Annotated in this window: 13 protein-coding genes; 2 read left to right on the top strand and 11 right to left on the bottom strand. The window is 63.8% G+C overall.

Going from position 1 to position 21626, the window contains the following annotated elements; genetic code table 11:
• Positions 1-20 precede the first annotated feature (20 nt).
• A complete protein-coding gene (locus IGS55_RS12200) occupies positions 21-1727 on the bottom strand; it encodes a methyl-accepting chemotaxis protein (RefSeq protein WP_230518169.1) in 1707 nt (568 codons plus the stop codon).
• Positions 1728-1921: 194 nt separating this feature from the next.
• Here IGS55_RS12200 and IGS55_RS12195 point away from each other — a divergent pair, with 194 nt between their 5' ends.
• Positions 1922-3250 carry an amidohydrolase gene (locus tag IGS55_RS12195; RefSeq protein ID WP_230518168.1) on the top strand — a complete coding sequence of 443 codons (1329 nt, stop codon included), beginning with the start codon at positions 1922-1924 and terminating at the stop codon, positions 3248-3250.
• Between the two features lie 148 nt (positions 3251-3398).
• Positions 3399-5273: an oligoendopeptidase F gene (pepF, locus tag IGS55_RS12190; protein ID WP_230518167.1), complete on the top strand. Its 1875-nt coding sequence runs from the start codon at positions 3399-3401 to the stop codon at positions 5271-5273.
• A gap of 91 nt (positions 5274-5364) precedes the next feature.
• Here the strand turns inward: pepF and kefC are convergent, their stop codons facing one another.
• The 10 genes from kefC to IGS55_RS12140 form a co-directional block, all read right to left on the bottom strand.
• Complete coding sequence (gene kefC, locus IGS55_RS12185) at positions 5365-7179, bottom strand: glutathione-regulated potassium-efflux system protein KefC (RefSeq protein ID WP_230518166.1); 1815 nt, start codon at positions 7177-7179, stop codon at positions 5365-5367.
• An 84-nt stretch (positions 7180-7263) separates the two neighbouring features.
• Entirely contained in the window at positions 7264-7848 is a 585-nt protein-coding gene (locus IGS55_RS12180; protein WP_230518165.1) for an SRPBCC family protein, read from the bottom strand.
• Complete coding sequence (locus tag IGS55_RS12175) at positions 7845-8420, bottom strand: dual specificity protein phosphatase family protein (RefSeq protein WP_230518164.1); 576 nt, start codon at positions 8418-8420, stop codon at positions 7845-7847. The genes IGS55_RS12180 and IGS55_RS12175 overlap by 4 nt, the downstream gene beginning before the upstream one ends.
• Entirely contained in the window at positions 8417-8899 is a 483-nt protein-coding gene (locus IGS55_RS12170) for a hypothetical protein (protein WP_230518163.1), read from the bottom strand. Before IGS55_RS12170 ends, IGS55_RS12175 begins: the two co-directional genes overlap by 4 nt.
• Positions 8896-10023: an MGDG synthase family glycosyltransferase gene (locus IGS55_RS12165; protein WP_230518162.1), complete on the bottom strand. Its 1128-nt coding sequence runs from the start codon at positions 10021-10023 to the stop codon at positions 8896-8898. Before IGS55_RS12165 ends, IGS55_RS12170 begins: the two co-directional genes overlap by 4 nt.
• Positions 10024-10134: 111 nt before the next feature.
• A complete protein-coding gene (locus tag IGS55_RS12160) occupies positions 10135-11280 on the bottom strand; it encodes an ankyrin repeat domain-containing protein (RefSeq protein ID WP_230518161.1) in 1146 nt (381 codons plus the stop codon).
• 61 nt (positions 11281-11341) lie between these two features.
• On the bottom strand, positions 11342-13162 hold the full coding sequence (locus IGS55_RS12155; protein WP_230518160.1) for a M14 family metallopeptidase: 1821 nt from the start codon (positions 13160-13162) through the stop codon (positions 11342-11344).
• A 127-nt stretch (positions 13163-13289) separates the two neighbouring features.
• Positions 13290-16013: a TonB-dependent receptor plug domain-containing protein gene (locus IGS55_RS12150; protein WP_230518159.1), complete on the bottom strand. Its 2724-nt coding sequence runs from the start codon at positions 16011-16013 to the stop codon at positions 13290-13292.
• A 162-nt stretch (positions 16014-16175) separates the two neighbouring features.
• On the bottom strand, positions 16176-17678 hold the full coding sequence (locus IGS55_RS12145; RefSeq protein WP_230518158.1) for a S41 family peptidase: 1503 nt from the start codon (positions 17676-17678) through the stop codon (positions 16176-16178).
• 123 nt (positions 17679-17801) lie between these two features.
• Positions 17802-21398 carry an indolepyruvate ferredoxin oxidoreductase family protein gene (locus IGS55_RS12140; protein WP_230518157.1) on the bottom strand — a complete coding sequence of 1199 codons (3597 nt, stop codon included), beginning with the start codon at positions 21396-21398 and terminating at the stop codon, positions 17802-17804.
• Positions 21399-21626 lie beyond the last annotated feature (228 nt).

Below are 21626 nucleotides of genomic sequence, written 5' to 3'. Positions count from 1 at the left end.
AACGGTGCGGCGACTGCCTTTTAAAACTCTTCCCAGTCATCACCGGCTGCCGCCTTGGCCGGCGCCAGCTTCCTTGGCGGCACGGCGGCGCTGCGCGCGGTAACGCGGGCGGGCGGTGCTGCCGGCGCAGGACGCGCGGCTGCCGGCTGTGGCGCCGGGCGGCGCAGCAAGCCTGGCTGTTCGCGCAGCTTGAATACGCTCACCACTTGCGCCAGGCCGTTCGCCTGCTCTTGCAGCGAACCGGCGGCGGCCGCCGCCTCTTCCACCAGTGCCGCATTTTGCTGGGTTACCTGGTCCATCTGGGTAATCGCCTGGTTGACTTGCCCGATGCCATGCGTCTGCTCCTGGCTGGCGCTGGAGATCTCGCCGATGATGTCGGTCACGCGCTTGACGCTGGAAACCACTTCATCCATCGTCGCGCCAGCCTGGTCGACCAGCTTGGCGCCTACGCCCACCTTGCTGACGGAATCGTCGATCAAGCCCTTGATTTCCTTGGCCGCCGCGGCCGAGCGCTGCGCCAGATTGCGCACTTCGCCGGCCACGACGGCGAAACCGCGGCCCTGCTCGCCGGCCCGCGCCGCTTCCACGGCCGCGTTGAGCGCCAGGATATTCGTCTGGAAGGCGATGCCGTCGATCACGCTGATGATGTCGACGATCTTGCGCGACGATTCGTTGATCGAACCCATGGTCTCCACCACTTCGGCCACCACCGCGCCGCCGCGGCTGGCGATACCGGCCGCCGCGATGGCCAGCTGGTTGGCCTGGCGCGCGTTGTCCGCGTTCTGCCTGACGGTGCTGGTCAGTTCTTCCATCGACGAGGCGGTTTCTTCCAGCGAACCGGCCTGCTGTTCCGTGCGCGATGACAGGTCCAGGTTGCCGGCGGCGATTTCCGACGAGGCCGTGGCGATGCTGTCCGTGCCGCTGCGCACCTGGCTGACGATGCCGACCAGGTTGTTGTTCATATTGCCCAGGGCCGTCAGCAGCGCCCCCGTTTCATCCTTCGCCGTCGTGGCGACGGTCTGCGTCAGGTCGCCGGCGGCCACCGTTTCGGCCAGCGCCAGCGCCTGGCGCAGCGGACGCGTGATGCCCGTCGTCAGCAGCCACGAGCACAACACGCCGAACGCCACGGCGAACAGGGTCAGCAGGCTGATGACGGTGGTGTCATGCACGGCGGAAGCGTCGATCTGCTTGGCCGTCGCATCGATGCTTTCGCGCTGCATGGTCACCAGTTCCTGCAGCAAATCCTGGTAGACCTTGGCGGCCGGGGTGAACGCGGTGTCGAGGATGTGCGCCGCGCCTTCCACGTCGCCATCGGCCTTGGCCTTGACGGCGCCATCGCGCGAGGCGCTGTACACCTTGCGCTGTTCGAGGATCTTGGCGAACAGGGCTTTTTCCTTCTCGCCCGCGACCAGCGGCTCGATCTGCTTGAGCAATTCGGCCGCCTTCTTCACGGACGCGGCCGAGTCTTCCTTGAAATACGGTCCCAGCGCCGGGTCGCTGCTCTTGACGATGGCGGCCGTGCGGCGGATCGAGGCAAAGTTCAAGCCATACCAGTCGGTAATCAGGCGTTCCTTGGTCAGCGGTTCGGCCATCATGGCGCGCGTGGACGTCGCCACTTCATTGAGGCGCCACACGCCTACGGTAGCTATCAGAACGGTCATTGCCAGGATCAGGACAAAGCCGATGCTCAGGCGTTTGCCGATCTTGATATTTGCGATAAAGCCCATGGTGTCTTTTCTCTCAATAAGTGCATCGAAGATATATTTAATTCCATATGGAATTTTTTATCTTGCAGATTATACATTGTTGAAATATATGTAGCTGATTTATTGATTTTGAGAAATGTTTCTGTTAAGTTAAAAGTCTTCTCCGCAACTACGGGTACCGCGCATGTGCGCGCACCTGTTTCTCAAAGAAACCTATGAAATTTTCCGCATTGTCCCTGAAACAAATCACCTTCGCCGCCGCCCTCGCCTGCGCCGGCAGCGTCCACGGCGCGGCCCTGCCGCCCGCCATCGCGGCCCAGCTCGCCGCCAATTACCCGGCCGTGGAAAGCCTGTACCTGGACCTGCACCGCCACCCGGAACTGGCGTTCCAGGAAGTCGAGACAGCAAAAAAACTGGCCGACAAGGTCAAGGCGCTCGGTTTTGACGTGACCACGGGCGTCGGCGGCACGGGTGTCGTCGCCATCTTGCGCAACGGTCCCGGCCCCGTCGTCATGCTGCGCACGGAGATCGACGCCCTGCCCGTGCTGGAAAAAACCGGCCTGCCGTTTGCCAGCAGCGCAGTGGCCAAGAACGCGGCCGGCGAAACCGTGCCGGTGATGCATGCCTGCGGCCACGACGTGCACATGTCGGCCTGGTATGGCAGCGCCAAGCTGATGGCCGACAACCGCCAGCACTGGAGCGGCACCCTGATGCTGGTGGGCCAGCCGGCCGAAGAGCCGCTGCTGGGCGCTGCCGCCATGCTGAAGGACGGCTTGTTTACGCGCTTCCCGAAACCGGACTACGCGCTGTCCTTCCACGATGAAGCGACGCTGCCATCGGGCACGGTGGGCTACCACGCCGGCTACTTCCGCGCCGCCGCCGACACCATCAGCATCACCGTGTACGGCCAGGGCGGCCACGGCGCCGCGCCGCACGACACGCGCGACCCCGTCGTCATGGCCGCGCGCATCGTGCTGGCATTGCAAACCCTGGTCTCGCGCGAAAACAATCCGATGGATCCCGTCGTCATCACGGTGGGCAGTATCCATGGCGGCACGCAGGCCAACATCGTGCCCGACCAGGTCACCATGCAGCTGACGGTGCGCACCTTCAAGGACGCCGTGCGCAAGCGCGTGCTGGCCAGCATCGCGCGTGAAGTCAAGGGTGAAGCGTTTGCCGCCGGCGCACCGAAAGAGCCGCTGGTGGAAATTCGTCCCGGTACGGACGCCGTCTACAACGATCCGGACCTGACCCTGCGCATGGTGTCTACCCTGCAAAAATCGCTGGGCGCGGCCAACGTGACGGAAATGCCGGCCAAGATGACGTCGGAAGACTTCGCCAACTACGGCCAGGCCGGCGTAAAAGCCGTGCTGCTGCATATCGGCGCCGTGGAGCCGGCCAAGCTGGCCGCGGCCAAGGCCAGCGGCAAACCGCTGGCCGGCCCGCACTCGCCGCAATGGGCGCCCGAGTACCAGCCGACCATCAAGGCGGCGATCACGGCGGAAACGTCGATCCTGCTCGATTTGCTGGGCAAGAAGCAGTAAGCATGGCGTACGCGGGGAAGCCAGCCTTCCCCGCTTCCCTCCCCCACGTCCGAAATGCTTTCCTTCATCCCCCTGCTGCAGTAAGCTCGGTGTCTGCCGCCACGCCCGTGCCGGCGTCCCTTGCAACCAGACCATGAACGGATACTGTATGCCGACACCCGCGCTCAAACGCCCCGTACTGACCCTGCTGGCCCTCGGCTTTGCCCTCTCCACCGCCTTCGCCGCCCCCACCGACCGCCAGGCCGACCGCTGGGATTTGACGGCGCTGTATCAAAACGACGCCGCGTTCGACGCCGACGCGAAAAAGCTGTCGGCCCAGCTGCGGCAACTGGGCGCCTGCAAGGGGCAACTGAAAACCTCGCCGGCCCGCCTGAAAAGCTGCCTGGACTTGTACGCCGAGGCGCGCAAGCGCGTCAACACGCTGACCACCTATGCGGCGCAGTATTACGACCAGGATACGGGCGACAGCAAGGGCAACCAGCTGAACCAGCGCGCCGCCCTGCTCGGTAACGACTTCAGCCAGGCGACGACCTTTCTGCAGCCGGAAATCCTCGCCCTGGGCAGCAAGCGCATCGACGCCATGCTGGCGCAAGACAAGGGCTTGCAGCTGTACCGTTTTCAACTGAGTAACATGCTGCGCAGCGCGCCGCACACGCTGGACGCGGCAGGCGAACAGCTGGTGGTCCAGTTCGGCCTGGCAACAAGCTCGGCCGCCAGCGTCTACCGCACCCTGGCCAATGCGGAAATCCCGTGGCCCACCGTGAAACTGTCGGACGGCAAGGAAGTGCGCCTCGACCAGGCGGCCTATACCAAATACCGGGGCGACGACCAGCGCGCCGACCGCAAGCTGGTGTTCGACGCCTTCTTCGGCAAGTGGAAAGAGTATGAACGCACGTTCGGCGAAACCCTGTACGGCCAGCTGAAAACGGACGCCGCATATGCGAAAGTGCGCCGCTATCCCGACTCGCAAAGCGCGGCGCTCGACGCCGACAATTTACCGCCGGCCGTCTACCAGACCCTGATCGCGCAAACCAATGCCAACCTGCCCACCTTGCACCGCTACTTCAAGCTGCGCGCGCGCATGCTGGGCGTCAAGGACCTGGCCTACTACGACATCTATGCGCCGCTGCTGAAAAGCGACCGCAGCTTCCCGCTGGCCGAAGGCAAGCAGATGATGCTCGACTCCGCCGCGCCGCTGGGCCCCGACTACGTCAGGGCATTGAGCGCCGCGGTGGAGGCGCGCTGGATGGATGTGTATCCGCGTCCGCGCAAGGTGGCGGGCGCCTACATGAATGGCGACGCGTACGACGTGCATCCGTTCGTGCTGCTCAACTACACGGACAACTACGAAGCCGTCAGCACCCTGACGCACGAATGGGGCCACGCCATGCACTCGGTGCTGGCCAACAAGGCGCAGCCATCGATCTATGCGCCGTACAGCATCTTTGTCGCGGAAATCGCCTCGACGACGAACGAGGCGCTGCTGCTCGACGCGCGCCTGAAGCAGGCCAAGGATGACGACGAGCGCCTGCTGTACCTGGGCGCGGCGCTGGAAAACCTGCGCGGCACCTTCTTCCGCCAGGCCATGTTCGCCGAATTCGAAGCGGCCATCCACGGCAAGGTAGATAAAGGAGAGTCGCTGACGGGCGAAGAGATCACGGCCATCTATGCCGGCATCCTCAAGCGCTACCACGGCGAAGCGCAAGGCGTCATGACCATCGACCCGGCCTACGCGCTGGAATGGGCCTACGTGCCGCATTTCTATCACGGCTACTATGTGTTCCAGTACGCCACCTCGATCGCGGCGGCGCAGGATTTCGCGCAGCGCATCCTCGACAAGGAACCGGGCGCCTTGGCCGCCTACCTGAAGATGCTCAGCGCGGGCGGCTCGGCCTACCCGTATGAGCTGGTGAAGGCGGCCGGCGTCGACCTGGCCTCGCCGAAACCATACCAGGCGCTGGCGGCGCGCATGAACGGCATCATGGACCAGATCGAGGCGATTGAGAGCAAACGGGGCAAATAAAGCAGAGGCCAAACGTAGGTCGGCTTAGCGCAAAGCGCGTAAGCCGACAGCACCAGCAACGCCAACACGATGTCGGATTACGCGGTTCCCGCTAATCCGGCCTACCGTTCTCCGCTTCCGCCGCCGCAAACGCCGCCGCATCGCTCTCGAACATGTCTTCCAGCTCCTCGCGCGCCTGGCGCGTGAGGGACATGACTTTTTGCTGGTCCTGGAAGTGCGGCGCCACTTCCAGCAAGGTCTTCAGGTTATGCCGGCCAAAGATGCCGGCCGCGCGCTGCGCCCGCTCCTCGCTGAAGCCCACCTGGCGCAAGGTCTGCTCGCCCAGCAGCAGGGCCGCGGCAAACGTCTCGCGCTCGATCAGGGTCACGCCGCGTTTCATCAATTCATAGTAATGCGTGACGTTGCGCGCGCGCGCCAGTATCGTCAGTTCGGGCAGGCGCAGGCGCACGGCGTCGACCAGGGCCAGGCTATCGTCCACGTTGTCGATGGCGATCACCAGCGCCCTGGCCTTCTCGATGCCGGCCGCCACCAGTAAATCCACGCGCGTGGCATCGCCATAAAACACCTTGAAGCCGAATTTGCGCAGCAGCTCGATCTGGTCCGGGTCGTGATCGAGCACCGTCACGCCGATCTTGTTCGCCGCCAGCAGGCGGCCGATGATCTGGCCGAAGCGGCCGAAGCCGGCGATGACGATGGGGTTGTCCTGCGCCTCGATATGGTCGTCGGGACGGCGCTTCTTGTCGCCCTGCAGGCCCGGCGCGACGAATTTGTCGTGCGCCAGCAGCAGCAAGGGCGTGGCTACCATCGACAGGGTCACCACCACGACCAGCAGCGCGGCAGTCTCCGGCGCAAACACGTGCGCGGCCTCGGCGGCGGCAAACACGACGAAGGCGAATTCGCCGCCCTGCGACAGCAGCAGCGCAAAGAACAGCTGCTGGCCGCGGGGAATGTCGACAAACTTCGACAGCAGGTACAGCAAGGCGATTTTCACCACCAGCAGCCCCGCCACCAGAGCCAGGATCAGCAGGGGCTGGGCGCGCAGCACGCCGAAATCGACGGACATGCCCACGGCGATGAAGAACAGGCCCAGGAGCAGTCCCTTGAATGGTTCCAGGTCGGAAATGAGCTCATGGCGGTATTCGGAATCGGCCAGCAGCACGCCCGCCATGAAGGTGCCCAGCGCCATCGACAGGCCCACCGATTCCATCAGCACGCAGATGGCGATCACCAGCAGCAGGGCGAAGGCCGTGAAGATTTCGCGCAAATCCGTCCGGGCGATGAAGCGCAGGATGGGGTTCACGAGGAAGCGCCCGCCGATCACCAGCGCCGCCAGCACGGCGGCCAGCTTGGCCACACGCAGCCAGCCCGGTTCGCCGCTGTGCGTGACCAGGCCGCCCAGCAGCGGCACCAGCGCGATCATGGGAATGGCGGCGATATCCTGGAACAGCAAGATGGAAAAGCCGGCGGAACCGGCCGGCGTGCTCATCAATTTACGTTCACCCAGGGTGGCCAGCACGATGGCCGTCGACGACAGCGACAGCCCCAGCGCGCCGACCAGCGCCGTGCGCCAGTCCACGCCAAACGCCATGGCCACGGCGCACAGCCCCGCGCTGACGACGCCCACCTGCGCCCCGCCCCAGCCGAAAATCGGCCGGCGCAGCAGCCACAATCGCTTCGGCTCGAGCTCCAGGCCGATCAGGAACAGCAGCAGCACCACGCCGAATTCGGAAAAGCTGAGGATCACCTCGACATTCTTGATCAGGCCCAGTCCCCACGGTCCGATGACGACGCCGGCCACCAGGTAACCCAGCACGGCGCCCATGCCCAGGCGCTTGGCCAGCGGCACCATGATGATGGCCGCGACCAGGTAAAACAGTATGTTGATGAGAAAGCTGTGGTGTTCCATGCGGATTCCGGGCAGATGTGTGGATGAGACAACATCATGCCTGAAGTGGCGCGCCGGCGTGAAGTGGCTGCCGCGCCACGCCGGCTATTTGCGCGCAGCCACCCGTGCCCGCAGCGCGTCGAACATTTTCGGAATGCTGTCACGGCTCATGCTGTCGACGATCCAGCCCAGGCCCATCGGTACCGGACCCGGGTCCGTGTACACCTGGTACTTGACGGCGGCGCCGCCCGCGTCAAACGGATCCGGCGACAACTGCCAGTAGCCGCTGGTGTCGGCGATGGTGTCTTCCACCTTCAGGCCCTCCATCGGCACCAGCTTCCAGGCCAGGCTGCAGCTGGCATCGAGCACCTTGGGCGTCATTTTCAGGCGGTACTGCTTGATTTTCCCCATCGGCAGCTTGAGCGTGACGTCGACCAGCGAGGCGCCGCCGCCGGCGGCCGTCACCTTGATCTTGTCCACGTTGGGCATGAACTGCGGATAGGCGGCGAAATCCTGGATGGCCGCGCAGACGGTGGCCACGCTGGCCGGCATGCTGGTCGCGGCGGCAAAAGTCTTGCCGGGCATGCCAGCCTTGCTGACGTCGCGCACCTCGAGCGCCGGCGCGGCCGCCACAGTGGCCAGCGGATAACAGGCGGAGCAGGCGGCCAGGGCGAACAGCAAGGTCTTCATGGTTTTTCCTGCTCGATCTGCGCGCGCAGTGCCGCCACGTCGACGCGCTTGAGGTAGCTTTCGATATTTTTCCACACGGCGTGGTAGCCGTAACCGCCGTTTTTCAGCTCGTCGATCGCCTTCTCGCGCGGCCAGCCCTGATACAGCATGCGGTACATGGCGGCCATCATGCCCGTGCGGTCGGCGCCGTGCAGGCAATGCAGCAGCACGGGTCCCTGCTGCTCTGCGGCGCGGATACTGCGCATGGTGTCGACCACGTGCTTGTCGCGGATGGCCCAGGTATTGATGGGAATGCGCACGGCGCGGATGCCGCTGCCTTCAAGCACCTGCGTATCGGAGTGGAAGGAGCGCAGGCTGATCACCGTCTTCACGCCCAGCGCCTGCAGCTGGGCCACGTCGCTGCTATCGAGCTTGGCGCTGCGGTACAGGACGGGCGTGACCTGGTGCAGGTTCGACACCTGCGGCAGCGGCGTGGCCCACTCGGCATTGCGCTCGGGCGGCAGGGGCGCCTGCGCGCCGGCGGAACCGGCCGCCAGGGCCAGGGACAACAGCAGGAGATACGGCAAGGTCATGACTTCCTCTTGTATGAAAACCACAGCAGTACGCTGGCCAGCAGCAGCGATACCCAGTAGTCGGTCGGGGCCCACCACAGCCAGTGCTTGTGCCAGGCGATGTGGGCCGGATTGAAGTGCGCCACGCCATAGGCGGGATTGAGCACGAACCACAGATAATCCTCGATGATCCAGAACAGCATGATGCAGCCGATGGCCCGGCATTCGAGCCGCAGCGACCATTGCGCCAGGAAGATCATGGGGAAATGGAAGAACAGGGCGATGAAGGGAAAGACCCAGGCATGGTAGCCGGTCATCGGCCGCCCGCCCCAGAAGATATCGAGCAGCCAATGGCTTTCGATGCGCCAGGTGGGCAGGTTCGCGGCCCAGCCGGCCGCCCCTTCGATCTGGATTTCCACCTGCGCGAAAAATAGCCCCAGCAGGGCTACCCAGGCCAGGGTCAGGCCGATCTGCCAGGGTTTTACTACGCCCCCCGTCAAGCCAGCACCTGCGCCAGTACATCCAGGGCGGCGCGCGGACGGCCCAGGGCCAGCGCTTTTGCGCGCATGGCTTGCAACTGCTCGGGATGATCGAGCAACAGGCGCACGCGGTATTCCAGGGTGACGGCGTCGAATGCCTTCAAGGCCACGCCCTGCTCCAGCAGATAGTCGGCATTGCGCTCTTCCTGCCCCGGAATCGGCGAGTTGACGATCATGGGCAAGCCCAGCGCCAGGCATTCGGACGTGGTCAACCCGCCCGGCTTGGTGATCACCAGATCGGCGCACGCCATCAGGCGCTCGACTTCGCTGGTAAAGCCTTGCGCCAGCAGACGGCCCGGATACTGGCCGGCCAGCGCCTGCAGCGCCGCCAGTGCGGCCGCGTTTTTCCCTGCCAGCACGATCAGCTGGAAGTCGCCCGGCAAGGCCAGCAGGCGCGCGGCGACCGTTTCCAGGCTGCCCAGTCCCGCCCCGCCGCCCATCAGCAAAATCGTCGTGCGCCGCGGGTCGAGGCCAAACACCTGTGCGCACTGCACGCGCTCGGGCAGCTGCGCGAACGCGGGCATGATGGGGATGCCCGTCACGTGGATGCGATCGGCCGGGATGCCTTCATGGCGCATGCGGAACGCCACTTCGTCGGTGGCGGCGAAATAGCCCTGCATCTGTTCATGCACCCACATGCGGTGCAAGTCGAAATCCGTGACCTGCACCCACACGGGGCAGGACAGCTGGTGCTGGCGCAGGGCGCGCGACAGCAGTTCGGCCGGCAGGAAATGCGTGCAGATGATGGCGTCGGGCTGGAAGGCGGCGATCTGCGTCATCAGCGCGCGCGTGTTGAGGCGTTCGACGGCGCGGCGCAATCGCTGCATCGAGCTGTCGCGCGGCGCATCGTGGGTGGCGTGGTACAGATAGCCCCACAGCGCGGGCGCCTTGTTGACCAGCTTGATATAAAAATCCGTGTACAGCTTGCGGAAGGCAGGCGTGACGAAATCCATCACGTCGAGATGCAGGGCCAGCGCTGCGGGGCCGCCGCCGCCATCGTGCGCCGCATACGCTTCGATGGCTTGCGCCGCGCGCATGTGGCCGGCGCCGGCCGAGACGCTCAGAAGAAGAATTTTTTTTGTCATGGAAAACCGATGCATGATACGGGTTGGCGCGGACGCGAAAAAAGTATTGGCAGGATAACATTGCTGCAAGCTTTACGGCTTGATCCGGCCATGCGCGCGTGCAGGCCGGCGCTAGCCATTCACGGGGACGGGCAAGGCCGACACTTTCCAGCTACCTTTGAGCTTGCGCTCCATCAAGGCCGGCAAGGTGCTGGCGCCGGGCGCGCCTTTTTTGGTGAACGTGACGGGCACCAGCAGATAGATGGTGACCTTGTCATCGTCGGCAATGTCGTCTTCCTCCGGCTCGGGGTTCCAGCGCTTGTCGATGGCCAGCAGCGCATCGACGCCGTCCGGCCACGCCAGGTCCGCCAGATACGGATCGTCGCGCCGCAGCAGCTCGCCCGCCGCCAGGCTGGCCTGGTCGAGCGTGCGCCGTCCCAGGCGTGCCAGCAGTTCGACGGGAAAGCGCCATGGGCTGCACGCCGTAAAGCCGTTGACGGTCAGCGGCCAGCGCGTCGGCAGGCAGACGGCCAGTTCGGTCATCGGCGATTGCTGGAACAGGCCGGCCGTAAACAGCAGCTTGAACTCGCGCTTGCCATCGATGCAGCTGATCCCCAGCGAAAAGCGCGCGTCGCCGCTGTCCGGGCTGAACACCGCCGGCAGTACCCAGCCGGCGCTGTTGTGCATGAAGGTGCGGATGACATCCTGCGGCGAGGCGGCCGCTTGCTGCGGCACGTCGAGTATGCTGACGCCGCCAGCGGCGGCGAGCATCTGGACGATAGCGGGAAAGCCCCAGCCGCTGGCGATATCGATCGGCGCCTGGTTCCAGCGCGTATGCAAACGGTTCGGATTGGCGCCCCGCTGCAGCAGCAGGGCCACCACGTCCTGGTGGCCGTCAACGCAGGCGCTGTCCAGCGGCGACAAGATATTGTCCGGCAAGCCATCGACGGCAGCTCCCTGCTCGAGCAGCCAGCGGCAGGTATCGAGGTGGCCATGGCTTGCCGCCGCATCCAGCGGCGTAAGGTTGCGGTAACCGGGCAGGGGCAGATCGACGTCCATGCCCAGCGACACGAGCAGCGCGCAGACCTCGCGGCTGCCGCCGGCCGCAGCCAAGTGCAGCAGCGATTCGCCGTCTTCCATATTGTAGCGGCGCAAGGTCAACAGCAGCGGCATGGCCTCGAGCAGGCTGCGCACCTGTTCCACCCGATTCTCGCCGACGGCGTCGCAGAGGCGAAAAAACGCCTCGCGGTGCTGGTTATAGAGTGACTTGTTGACCATGCATGTTCCCTGCTCGTGGTGGCGGCGCCATCATCGAGCGGAGAATAGCATTTTCTTTCGATTAATCTGCGCGATTTGACAACTTCGGTGTGCGCGCAGGCGGCGATGCCAGGCCGGCCGGCGCGGCATCCGTGCGCAGCACCGGATACAGGTTCAGACGCTCATCCCAGGAAGCATGGCGGCGGGCGAAGAACTCCAGGCGCGCGGCCGGGCTTTTGGCAAATGCGGGATCGCTGGCCAGCTTCTCGTGGAACTGCGCCGCCAGCGCCGGATCGGCCGCCAGCTGCGCGCGCGCCACATCTTCGGCCACATATTCTTCCATGTATTCCTTACGCTCGAAGGCCGTATTGAAACCGCCCCAGGCCAGCAGGGAATCGGGCGCGCGCGGCTCGAGCAGGGCCACGACCAGGCGCGCCTTGGCCTGGCCGACGGGCACGTACAGCGCGCCCGCACCGACCACGCGCTCCTCTTTCTGCCACTCGCCCTGCACGGCCGCCGTCTGGCGTCCCTCGAACGACTGCGCGCCGAATTTCACGGCCGTGGCGCGGAAGGTTTCGACCGGCAACCTGCCCGGCGCGGTAGCCAATACCTGGTACGACACGCCATGCTGGCGCAGCTTGGCCGCCACCATGGCTGACTGCGCGGCGGGCACCAGGTAGCCGGCCTTGGGCGCAGCCTGCTGCAGGTCGGGCACGATCTCGTCGCGCAGGGGCACGTTCCAGATCTGCGGCGTGGTTTCGTCGTAGCGCGTCATCAGCGCGCCCGACACTTCGGACGGCGTGCGCGTATAGGCATAGCCGCGAAACGCGATCATGCGGCTCTTGTCCGTCGTTTTATACGTAAGCGGCAAGGTCGTGCCGGCCAGCTGCGCGGCGCGCGCGTCCGCCTCGAGCGCCGTTTGCCGCCACTGCGCGCCATGCTGCGCCACTTGCGACAGCAGCGAGACGATGGTGTTGCGCGTGATGCGCACGCGGGTCGGATAGTCTTTCCACGAATGGGTTTCCACCAGCATGCCGAAGCGGTTGCGCAGCTGGAAATAGCCATGCGAGAAGCGCGGATTCGGCGCCGAATCGACAAAACCCGATTGGGGATTGTCGTTCTCGGCAAACGAAATATAGAACGGTTTCGGATCCGAGCCCTGCTTGGCCAGGTCGGCCAGGACCTGATCGCGCAAGGCCGTGCCGGCCGCGCGCAGGGCCGCATCGCCCGCATGCACGGGTTCGACCTGGATCGAGATATCGGGTTCGAACTGGGCGCCGTCGGTGACGTGCAGGTCGACATAGGCCAGCGGATCCCAAGCGTTCACCAGCGCCAGCATGTGCTGCATCTCGGGCGTATCGGCCTTCATGTATTCGCGGTTCAGATTGTAGTTTTCCGCCGTGCTGCGCCAGCCCATTTCCACAGGGCCGCGCTGGTTCGGGCGATTCCACTGGCCAAAGCGTTCATGGCCATCGACATTGAAGACGGGCACGAACAGCAGCACCTGCTTGTCGAGCGCGCCGGGTGCCGCCTTGCCCTCCAATACTTCGCGCAACGCAAGGAAACCCGCATCCTTGCCATCGATTTCGCCCGCATGGATGCCGCCCTGTATCAGCAGCACGGGCAGCTTGCGGCGCGCCGCCTCGGCCGGCGTCAGGGCGCCCGTATTCGAGACGGCCAGCGCCAGCATGGGACGGTTTTCCGGCGTACGGCCGAATTCCACGCAGCGCACCTGCTTCGGATAGCGCGATTGGAACTGGCGGCACAAGGCTTCCACTTCCGCATAGCGGCCCGTATGCAAAAAGCCCGAGCGTTCGGCCACCGTGGTCAACGGCGAGGCGGCATGCGCAGGCAAGGCAAAGGTGGACAACAAGGCGGCGGACAGCAGGGCGTGGCGTAGCATGGGTCAAACTCCATCGAGAGAGAACAAGCGGGCAATTATAGGGGTGGTGGCGCGTGTAAAACTGCAGCGGAAAATAAAAAAGCCGGAACAGCGTCAGCTGCTCCGGCCTTGCTCTGGCAAGCGTGGATTATGAGCCAAAGTGGTAATTGAATTCGACCCAGCCCTGGCGTCCCTGCGGGCTGTAGCTGCCCACCGGGTAGTACGGCCAGCCGCCGCTGTCGTCGCGCTTGATCTTGTCGAACACGTTGTTGACGATCAGCGACAAGGTGGCGCGGTCGTTGATGCGGTACACGGTGCTGATATTGGCCAGCGCCGTCGGCGTCAGGTAGCCGGTGCCGGCGGCGTTCGGGATCTTGCTGTAGCGGCTGACCAGCAAGGTGTTCGACCAGTCGCCCGCAGCCCAGTTGACGCTCAGGTTCAGCTTGTCGCGCCAATCTGAATTGTTCAGCGATTTGAGCTCGTCGATTTCTTCGTCGCCGGCAAATTGCTGCGATTTATTGCTCAGCACCTTGGCGTAATTGGCCTTGAAGGCAAAGCGGCCATAATCCGCCGTGCGCAGCAAATACTTGACGCTGACGTCGATGCCGCTGCTGCTTTGCTTGGCCGCATTGATCGGATTGACGGTGATGGTCTTGATCTCGCCGGCGCGGTTCAGGGCATTGGCCGCGAAACGCTCGACGCGGCCCAGGGTATCGGCGCAGGTCGGCGAATTGATGTCGAGCTTGCCCAGGCGGCAATCGGCTTCGTCGCGCAGGATCTTGTCGTCGCTCAAATTCGTCACCAGGTCGTCGATCTTGATGTTCCAGTAATCGACGGAGACGTCGAAATTCGAACTTGGCGACCAGACGGCGCCCACGCCGAATGACTTGCCCTTTTCCGACTGCAGATCCTTGCTGCCGTTCTGCACATAGTCGGCGCCCGGCGATTTATTCGCGTAGTCGCAGTCCTCGATGGCCTGTCCGGCGGCGCCGCAGCGGTAGTAGTCGGTGGTGCTCGAATAGTAGCCGGTGCCGCGCGCCTTGTAGATGTAGTTCATGTCCGGTGCGCGGAAGCTGGTGGCGTAATTGGCGCGGAACAGCAGCTCCGGCGCGGGACGCAGTTCCAGGCCGCCGTTGTAGGTGAACTTGCCATCGCTGCGGCCGGCAAAGTTGTAGCGGTCATAGCGGCCAGCCAGGGTACCGATCAGCTTCTCGTGCAGCGGCAGGTTGATCTCGGCACCCAGCGCATAGCGGGTACGCGTGCCGGCCGTGATATCGGATTTGGTGGCGACGTTGAAATAACCATCGTTCAGGCGCGCATCGGGCACATTGCTGAAGCCCTGCTTGCCCGCTTCGGCGATGGTGGCGATCTTCGCCACGCCAGCGGGCAGCTGTAACAGGTCGCCATTCGTGGCCAGGCTCAGGGTATTCGTCCAGGCCTTGTCGTCGCTGTCGGAATTGCCCGTGATGCTGTCGAATTCGGCCGCCGTCAGGCGGCGCGACAGGCGGGCCGGGTCCGGTGCGTAGATCGGCACGCCGGCGGCGTCGGTGCCCAGTTTCGGGCCCAGGAAGAAGCTGTCGATATTGGCCAGCGCGCGCGGCGTGTGGCTTTCGCTCTTGTACACCGAGGCGTTGTAGTTCGCTTCATACTGCCACGATGACGTGCCGGGAATGCGGCCCTTGGCGCCCAGCGAGATGGCCGTGGCCAGATCATCCCACTTGCGGTTGTAGCGCTCCACGCCGCCCATTTCCTCGGGCGAGATATAACGCGTCCACGCTTCGTAGCGGTTGGTATTCTGGTTGCGGAAATAGCTGCTGCCCGTCGACGACGACGTCCACGTCGGGCCGCGCGTATTGTTCTCGGTCGAATTCTTGCCGATCAGGAAATCGGCGAACAGGGTCGTTTCCGGCGACCACTCATAGTTGGCGCTGCCAAACACGTTCTGGCTGCGGTTCTTCGTTTGCGTGGTCCAGTAAGTGGGGCCGACTTTCGGACTGGCGCAATAGCTGCCGTTCTTCGCCTGGTACTTGACGACGCTGCCGCCGAACAGGTCGCCAAATTGCTTGCAGGTGTCGCCCAGGTCCACGTAGCTGCCCGAGGTGCCCGCCTGCACCACGCGGCGCGAGGCGATATTCGTCGGCGTGCCCGAGCGCGTGGCCATGAAATCGCGCTGCAGGCTCGACAGCGGATCGCGCTGGCTCAGCTCCACGCTGAACAGGGTATGCAGCTTGTCGAAATTGCCGCCGCCCGTCAGCTGCACGCGCTGGTTGCCAGCGCCGCCGCGCGAGGTGCCGCCCGCCTTGACGTTGATATCGAAACCTTCCGTCTGCTTTTTCAGGATGACGTTGACCACGCCGGCGATCGCGTCGGAACCATAGATGGCCGAGGCGCCACCGTTGAGGATCTCGATGCGGTCGACTATGCTCGACGGGATATTCGCCAGATTGGTGAAGTTGACCGTGCCTTCGTAGGCGACGGGGAAGTCGGCCAGGCGGCGGCCATTAAGCAGGATCAAGGTGTGGTTCGGGCCCAGGCCGCGCAGGCTGATGGTATTGGCCGACGGCGTGAACGTGTTGCCGAAGTCCTCGCCTTGCGTGAAGCCGCTGTTCTGTACCTGGTTGGTCAGCGCATCGAAGACGTTCTTGTAGCCTTGCTTGGTGATTTCATCGCCCGTCAGGATGGTGACGGACGATGGTCCCTCCAGGCTGGCGCGGGGAATCCGCGAACCGGTGACCACGACGGCTGGCGGGGTGGCCACCAACTGCTGATCCGCTGCGGGCGCTTGCGTTTGCGCGTGCGCCTGCCATGCGGAACCGCCCAGGATGGCCAGTACGGCGACGGTGAGCGGTGGTAACTTGAATTGTATAGGCATCTTTGTGCTTCTCAAGGTTAGGGAGAAGGCGAAAGATATCAAAATGCCAGTAATTGCAAAACGAATGGATTCATCTTTCTATATATCAAAATTGTTATATAGAAATATTTCTGAGCAGAAAGCTCCCCCTCCTTCGCCAAGGAAGGGGAGCAAAATCGGGCTTTAGCGTTTCAATACAGCAATTTCCTTGTAGGCAGGACGCAGCAGCCGCGTGGCCGTGTCGGCCGGATTCTCCATCGAACTCAACAACCTGAGCGCGCCCGTGGCCGGGCTACAGCTGCCGCTGCTGCGGTAACGCAGCGCCGCCGCCAGCATGCCTTCGGCAGGGTCGCCCAGCGGGTTCTGGTAATCGTCGGCCACGTCGCAGGTTGGCGCCATGCCATCGGCGAAGTCGCCAAAGCCCTTGGCGTTGACGCCCTGGAACTGCACGGCGAAATACGTGGTGCCGCAATTGGGCGTGGGATAGAAACCGTAGGGCTTGCCGCACGTCGTGCCGCCGATCAGGTTGACCTGCACGTCCACGCCGCGCAAGCCGTTGATGATGGCTTCGCTGGCCGAGCAGGTATTGCCCGTCGTCAGCAAGGTCACGCGCTTGAGGCCCAGCGAGGGCAACGGCGTGCCCTTGGGCAGAGGGTTCGGCCCGGCGAAACCCTGGCTTTGCGCATGGAATGGCACGGGCGCTTCCGGCCGCGTCTTGTCATTGGCCAGCACCTGCTCGAAGGTCTTGCCGGTGGTAACTTGCGGACCGGCAATCATGTAAGCGAGTTCGCTGGCGACATCGAGGTAGCCGCCGCCGTTGTAGCGCACGTCGAGCACCAGGTCGCTGATGCCGGCCGCCTGGAAGCGGCCCATGGTCTCGGCCAGCTGGCGCTCGGCCACGTTGTTGTGGGTGTTGAAGGTCAGATAGCCCACCTTGCCCGTGGGCGTGTCGATGATGCGCTCGTTTTGCACGGAACTCGTGCTCACTTCCACCGCCTGCAGGCTCGCGGAGATGGGCGCGCCATTGCGGCTGAACGCCAGCGTGTGCGTCCCTTGCGCTTGCGGGAACAAGCCATCGTTGACGATTTTCACGCTGGCAGCGTCCGGGGCATTGACGAAATCGACGCCATCGACGGTTTGCAGCGCATCGCCGCGCCGCAAGCCCGCCAGTGCCGCAGGCGAGCCTGGCTCGACGATCGTGACCACGGCCTTGCGCGGCGGCGTCGTGCGCGTCAGCGCCAGCAGCATGCCGTAGCCCAGTTCCACGCCATTGAGCGAGGCTTCCCATTCGGCCGTCGTATACGTGAAATGGAACTGGTCCTTCGGCTTGCCGGACGCCGTCGTGGCCGTTGTTTTGAGCACATCGAAATACGCCTTCGCCGTGGCAAAGCTTTGCGGCAGGTAGGTGGTCGGTACTTCGCGGTACCACAGATACGTTTCATCGATCCAGCTGCGCACCCACGTCCGCTCATCAAGCAAGGTGCCCGGCTTGTCGATGCTGCTGCCGCTGCGCGGCGCCTCGCAGCGGTTCGCGACCGTGGAGGAAGCGACCAGCGCCGTCGGCCCGGTTGGCGCCACGGGCGGCACGACGGGCGCGCTGCCGCTGCTTCCTCCTCCTCCTCCACCGCAGGCGCTCAACACTAATCCGACGGAAACAACGAGGCAAGGAAGGCGCAGGGAATGCATGAGAAACTTTCCATAAAGAAATTATCGAAAAATTATAATGCGTTTTGCCCGCAAGCGTTGTTTTCTTTGACACAAAAAAATGGCGCCCGCAGGCGCCATTGCTACAAGGTCATGCGCAAACCGTTACGCCACGGTGGCCGCCACGGGTGCCGCCACGACGGGCGGCAGCGGCGTCGGTGCGTTGAAGGCGATCAGCAGACTCGCTTCCTTCTCTTTCGCCGCCTTCAAATGACGCTCCTTCACGTGGCCATAGCCGCGGATGTCTTCCGGGATGCTGGCGATGGCCACGGCTTGCGCCAGCTTGGCCGTCGTCAGTTTCGGCAGCAAGCCGCCCACCGTCGCGCGGTACTCAAGAATCAGCGCGCGCTCCATCTTGCGCTCGGCCGTGTGGCCGAAGATGTCAAACGCCGTACCGCGCAAGCCCTTGAACTTGGCCAGCACGCCGAACGCCTTCATCATCCACGGGCCGAATTCCTTCTTCACCAGATGGCCCTGGGCATCCGTTTTCGCCATGATAGGCGGCGCCAGGTGGAACTTGAGCTTGATGTCGCCTTCGAACATGGACGCGATCTTCGCCTGGAAGGCGCCGTCCGTGTACAGGCGCGCCACCTCGTACTCGTCCTTGTACGCCATCAGCTTGTAGAAGTAGCGGGCCACGGCTTCCGTCAGGCGCAAGTGCGGGCCGTTCAGGGCGCTTTCGGCGGCGCGCACCTGTTTGATGAAGTCCAGGTACTGCTGCGCATACGCGCGGTCCTGGTAGGCCGTCAGCAGTGCCACCCGTTTTTCGATGATGTCGTCGAGCGTGTCGATACGCTTGAATTCCACCACCTTGGCTGGCGTTGTCATGCGCACCAGGCTGGCCGCATCGTGGGCGCCGGCGCGGCCCCAGTTGAAGGCCGCCTTGTTGAACGCCACCGAGACGTTGTTCAAGTCGATGGCCTTCATGATGGCAGCTTCCGACAGCGGCACTTTGCCCTTTTGCCAGGCGTAGCCGAGCATGAACATATTCGTCGCGATCGAGTCGCCCATCAGCGCCGTGGCGATCTGGCCCGCGTCGATGAAATCCACGTGGTCGCTGCCGCAGGCCTTTTCGATTTCCATGCGCGCCGAAGCGCCGGGGAATTGCCAGTCCGGGTTCTTCACGAAGGCGGCCGTCGACGAGCTGGTCGAGTTGATCATGGCCCAGCTGCGGCCCTCTCCCATGCGAGACAGGGCATCGCGGCTGGCCGTGACGATCAGGTCGCAGCCGATGACCAGGTCAGCCGCCCCCGTGCCGACGCGCGTCGAGTGGATATCTTCCTGGCGGTCCGCCAGGCGCACGTGCGACATCACGGGGCCGCCCTTTTGCGCCAGGCCGCTCATGTCCAGCACGGAACAGCCCTTGCCTTCCACGTGCGCCGCCATGGCCAGGATCTGGCCGACGGTGACGACACCCGTGCCGCCGATGCCGGTGACCAGGATGCCGAATGGCTCGGCCGTCGAAGGAATCTGCGGTGTCGGCAAGGCTGGCGCGGCTGGCGCATCCTTGTCGGCGGCGGCAGCCTTCTTCGGCTTTTTCAAGCCGCCGCCTTCCACCGTCACGAAACTGGGGCAGAAACCCGTCGTGCACGAAAAATCCTTGTTGCAGGACGACTGGTTGATCTGGCGCTTGCGTCCCAGTTCCGTTTCCAGCGGCTCCACCGACAGGCAGTTCGATTGCACGGAGCAGTCGCCGCAGCCTTCGCAGACGGCTTCGTTGATGACGGCGCGCTTGGCCGGATCCGGGTATTCATTGCGTTTCCGGCGGCGGCGTTTTTCCGAGGCGCAGGTCTGGTCGTAGATCATGGCCGACACGCCGGGCATGTCGCGCAGTTCGCGCTGCACGTCCATCAGCTCCGAACGGTGGCGCACGGTGACGCCTTCGGCCCAGGCGTAATCGTCCGGGTATTTTTCCGGTTCGTCCGTGACGACGATGATGGGACCGACGCCTTCGGCGGCGATCTGGCGCGAAATGATCGCCGGCGACAGGGGACCGTCGAATTCCTGCCCCCCCGTCATGGCTACCGCATCGTTGAACAGAATTTTATAAGTGATGTTCACCTTGGCCGAAACGGCCGCGCGGATGGCCAGGATGCCCGAGTGGAAATACGTGCCGTCGCCCAGGTTGGTAAACACGTGCTTTTCATTCGTGAACGGCGCCTGCCCCACCCACGTGACGCCTTCGGCGCCCATGTGGGTAAACGTCGACGTTTCGCGGTCCATCCATAGCACCATGTAGTGGCAGCCGATGCCGGCCAGCGCGCGCGAGCCTTCCGGTACCTTGGTCGAGCTGTTGTGCGGGCAGCCGGAGCAGAAGAACGGCGTGCGGTCTTTCTGCGGATCGGGCTTCACGCTGATCGCTTTCAGCACATTCTCTTTGGCTTCCAGGTAGGCGATGCGCTCCTTCACGCGCTGCTCGACGGGGTGGCCCGCGTAGTAGCGCGAAATGCGGCTGGCAATGGCGCGGGCGATCATGGCCGGGTTCAGCTCATACGTGGCCGGCAGCAGCCAGTCGCCGTGACCGGTGCCCTTCTGGTTGCTCCATTCGCCCGTATCGTCGAACTTGCCGACCACGCGCGGACGCTCGCCATCCTTCAGGTTGTACAGTTCTTCCTTCAGCGCGTACTCGAGGATCTGCCGCTTTTCTTCCACCACGAGGATTTCATCGAGGCCCTTGGCAAATTCGTGCACGCCGTCCGCTTCCAGCGGCCAGGTCATGCCGATCTTGTACAGGCGGATGCCGATGTCGGACGCAGTCTGCTCGTCGATACCGAGGTCGGCCAGCGCCTGGCGCGTGTCCAGGTACGATTTGCCGGCCGTGATGATGCCGATGCGCGCCTTCGGGCTGTCCCAGATGATTTTATTGAGCTTGTTGGCACGCGCATACGCCAGCGCCGCATACCATTTGTAGCTGTTCATGCGCACTTCTTGTTCCAGCACCGTGTCGGGCCAGCGGATGTTCAAGCCGCCGGCCGGCATCTCGAAATCGGTCGGCAAGGTGATCTGCACGCGGTCCGGGTCGAAATCGACGGCGGCGCCCGACTCGATGATGTCGGTCACGCATTTCATCGACACCCACAAGCCCGTGTAGCGGCTCATGGCCCACGCATGCAAGCCGTAGTCGATGTATTCCTGCACCGACGACGGGTACAGCACGGGAATGCCGCAGGCGTTCAGGATATGGTCGGACTGGTGCGCCGTGGACGAGGATTTGGCCGCATGGTCGTCGCCGGCCAGCACCAGCACGCCGCCGTGCTTGGCGGAACCGGCATTGTTCGCGTGTTTAAAAACGTCGCCGCAGCGGTCGACGCCGGGGCCCTTGCCGTACCACATGCCGAACACGCCATCGTATTTCGCGTCTTCGAACAGATTCGTTTGCTGCGTGCCCCAGACGGCCGTGGCGGCCAGGTCTTCGTTCAGGCCCGGGTGGAATTTGACGTGGTGTTCATCGAGATATTTTTTGGCCTTGATCGCCGTCATGTCGACGGACGTCACAGGCGAACCGCGGTAACCGGTGATGTAGCCGGCCGTATTCAGGCCCGCCTTGAGGTCGCGCTCGCGCTGCAGCATGGGCAGGCGGATCAGCGCTTGGGTGCCCGTCATGAAGGCGCGGCCACGCTCCAAAGTGTATTTGTCGTTCAGGGAAATTTCGGACGCGTGCGCGCCCGGCTCAAGACTCGAGCCCTTGATTGGTGCATTCATTACTTGTCTCCATTATTCTCTGTGCTACGCGTGCAAAGTCGGTTGAACTCACACGTACCGGCCGCGCTTTGTGGGCAATGCCGGTGCGGAAAAATGACTTGTTTGTCGTAGACTACCACAGGAAGGCGCGCAGTTCTTTTGCTGCACTGCACTCCCGTGTTTGTACTTTTTGCTGCTTTTTAGTGCTTCTTTTTGCGGGCATGTCGGGTTACGCCATTCTGGCTAACC

Source organism: Janthinobacterium sp. EB271-G4-3-2 (assembly GCF_020858035.1).
In the GTDB taxonomy this organism is placed as follows: domain Bacteria; phylum Pseudomonadota; class Gammaproteobacteria; order Burkholderiales; family Burkholderiaceae_D; genus Janthinobacterium; species Janthinobacterium aestuarii.
Note: the sequence above shows the minus strand (reverse complement) of the source record. Positions and strands in the feature narration are given on the sequence as shown.

Bases quoted from the DNA above. Each gene is read 5' to 3' on its own strand.
- IGS55_RS12150 (WP_230518159.1), bottom strand. From the start codon at position 16,013: ATGCCTATACAATTCAAGTTACCACCGCTCACCGTCGCCGTACTGGCC.
- IGS55_RS12165 (WP_230518162.1), bottom strand. From the start codon at position 10,023: ATGACAAAAAAAATTCTTCTTCTGAGCGTCTCGGCCGGCGCCGGCCAC.
- IGS55_RS12180 (WP_230518165.1), bottom strand. From the start codon at position 7,848: ATGAAGACCTTGCTGTTCGCCCTGGCCGCCTGCTCCGCCTGTTATCCG.
- IGS55_RS12145 (WP_230518158.1), bottom strand. From the start codon at position 17,678: ATGCATTCCCTGCGCCTTCCTTGCCTCGTTGTTTCCGTCGGATTAGTG.
- IGS55_RS12155 (WP_230518160.1), bottom strand. From the start codon at position 13,162: ATGCTACGCCACGCCCTGCTGTCCGCCGCCTTGTTGTCCACCTTTGCC.
- kefC (WP_230518166.1), bottom strand. From the start codon at position 7,179: ATGGAACACCACAGCTTTCTCATCAACATACTGTTTTACCTGGTCGCG.
- pepF (WP_230518167.1), top strand. From the start codon at position 3,399: ATGCCGACACCCGCGCTCAAACGCCCCGTACTGACCCTGCTGGCCCTC.
- IGS55_RS12160 (WP_230518161.1), bottom strand. From the start codon at position 11,280: ATGGTCAACAAGTCACTCTATAACCAGCACCGCGAGGCGTTTTTTCGC.
- IGS55_RS12140 (WP_230518157.1), bottom strand. From the start codon at position 21,398: ATGAATGCACCAATCAAGGGCTCGAGTCTTGAGCCGGGCGCGCACGCG.
- IGS55_RS12200 (WP_230518169.1), bottom strand. From the start codon at position 1,727: ATGGGCTTTATCGCAAATATCAAGATCGGCAAACGCCTGAGCATCGGC.
- IGS55_RS12195 (WP_230518168.1), top strand. From the start codon at position 1,922: ATGAAATTTTCCGCATTGTCCCTGAAACAAATCACCTTCGCCGCCGCC.
- IGS55_RS12175 (WP_230518164.1), bottom strand. From the start codon at position 8,420: ATGACCTTGCCGTATCTCCTGCTGTTGTCCCTGGCCCTGGCGGCCGGT.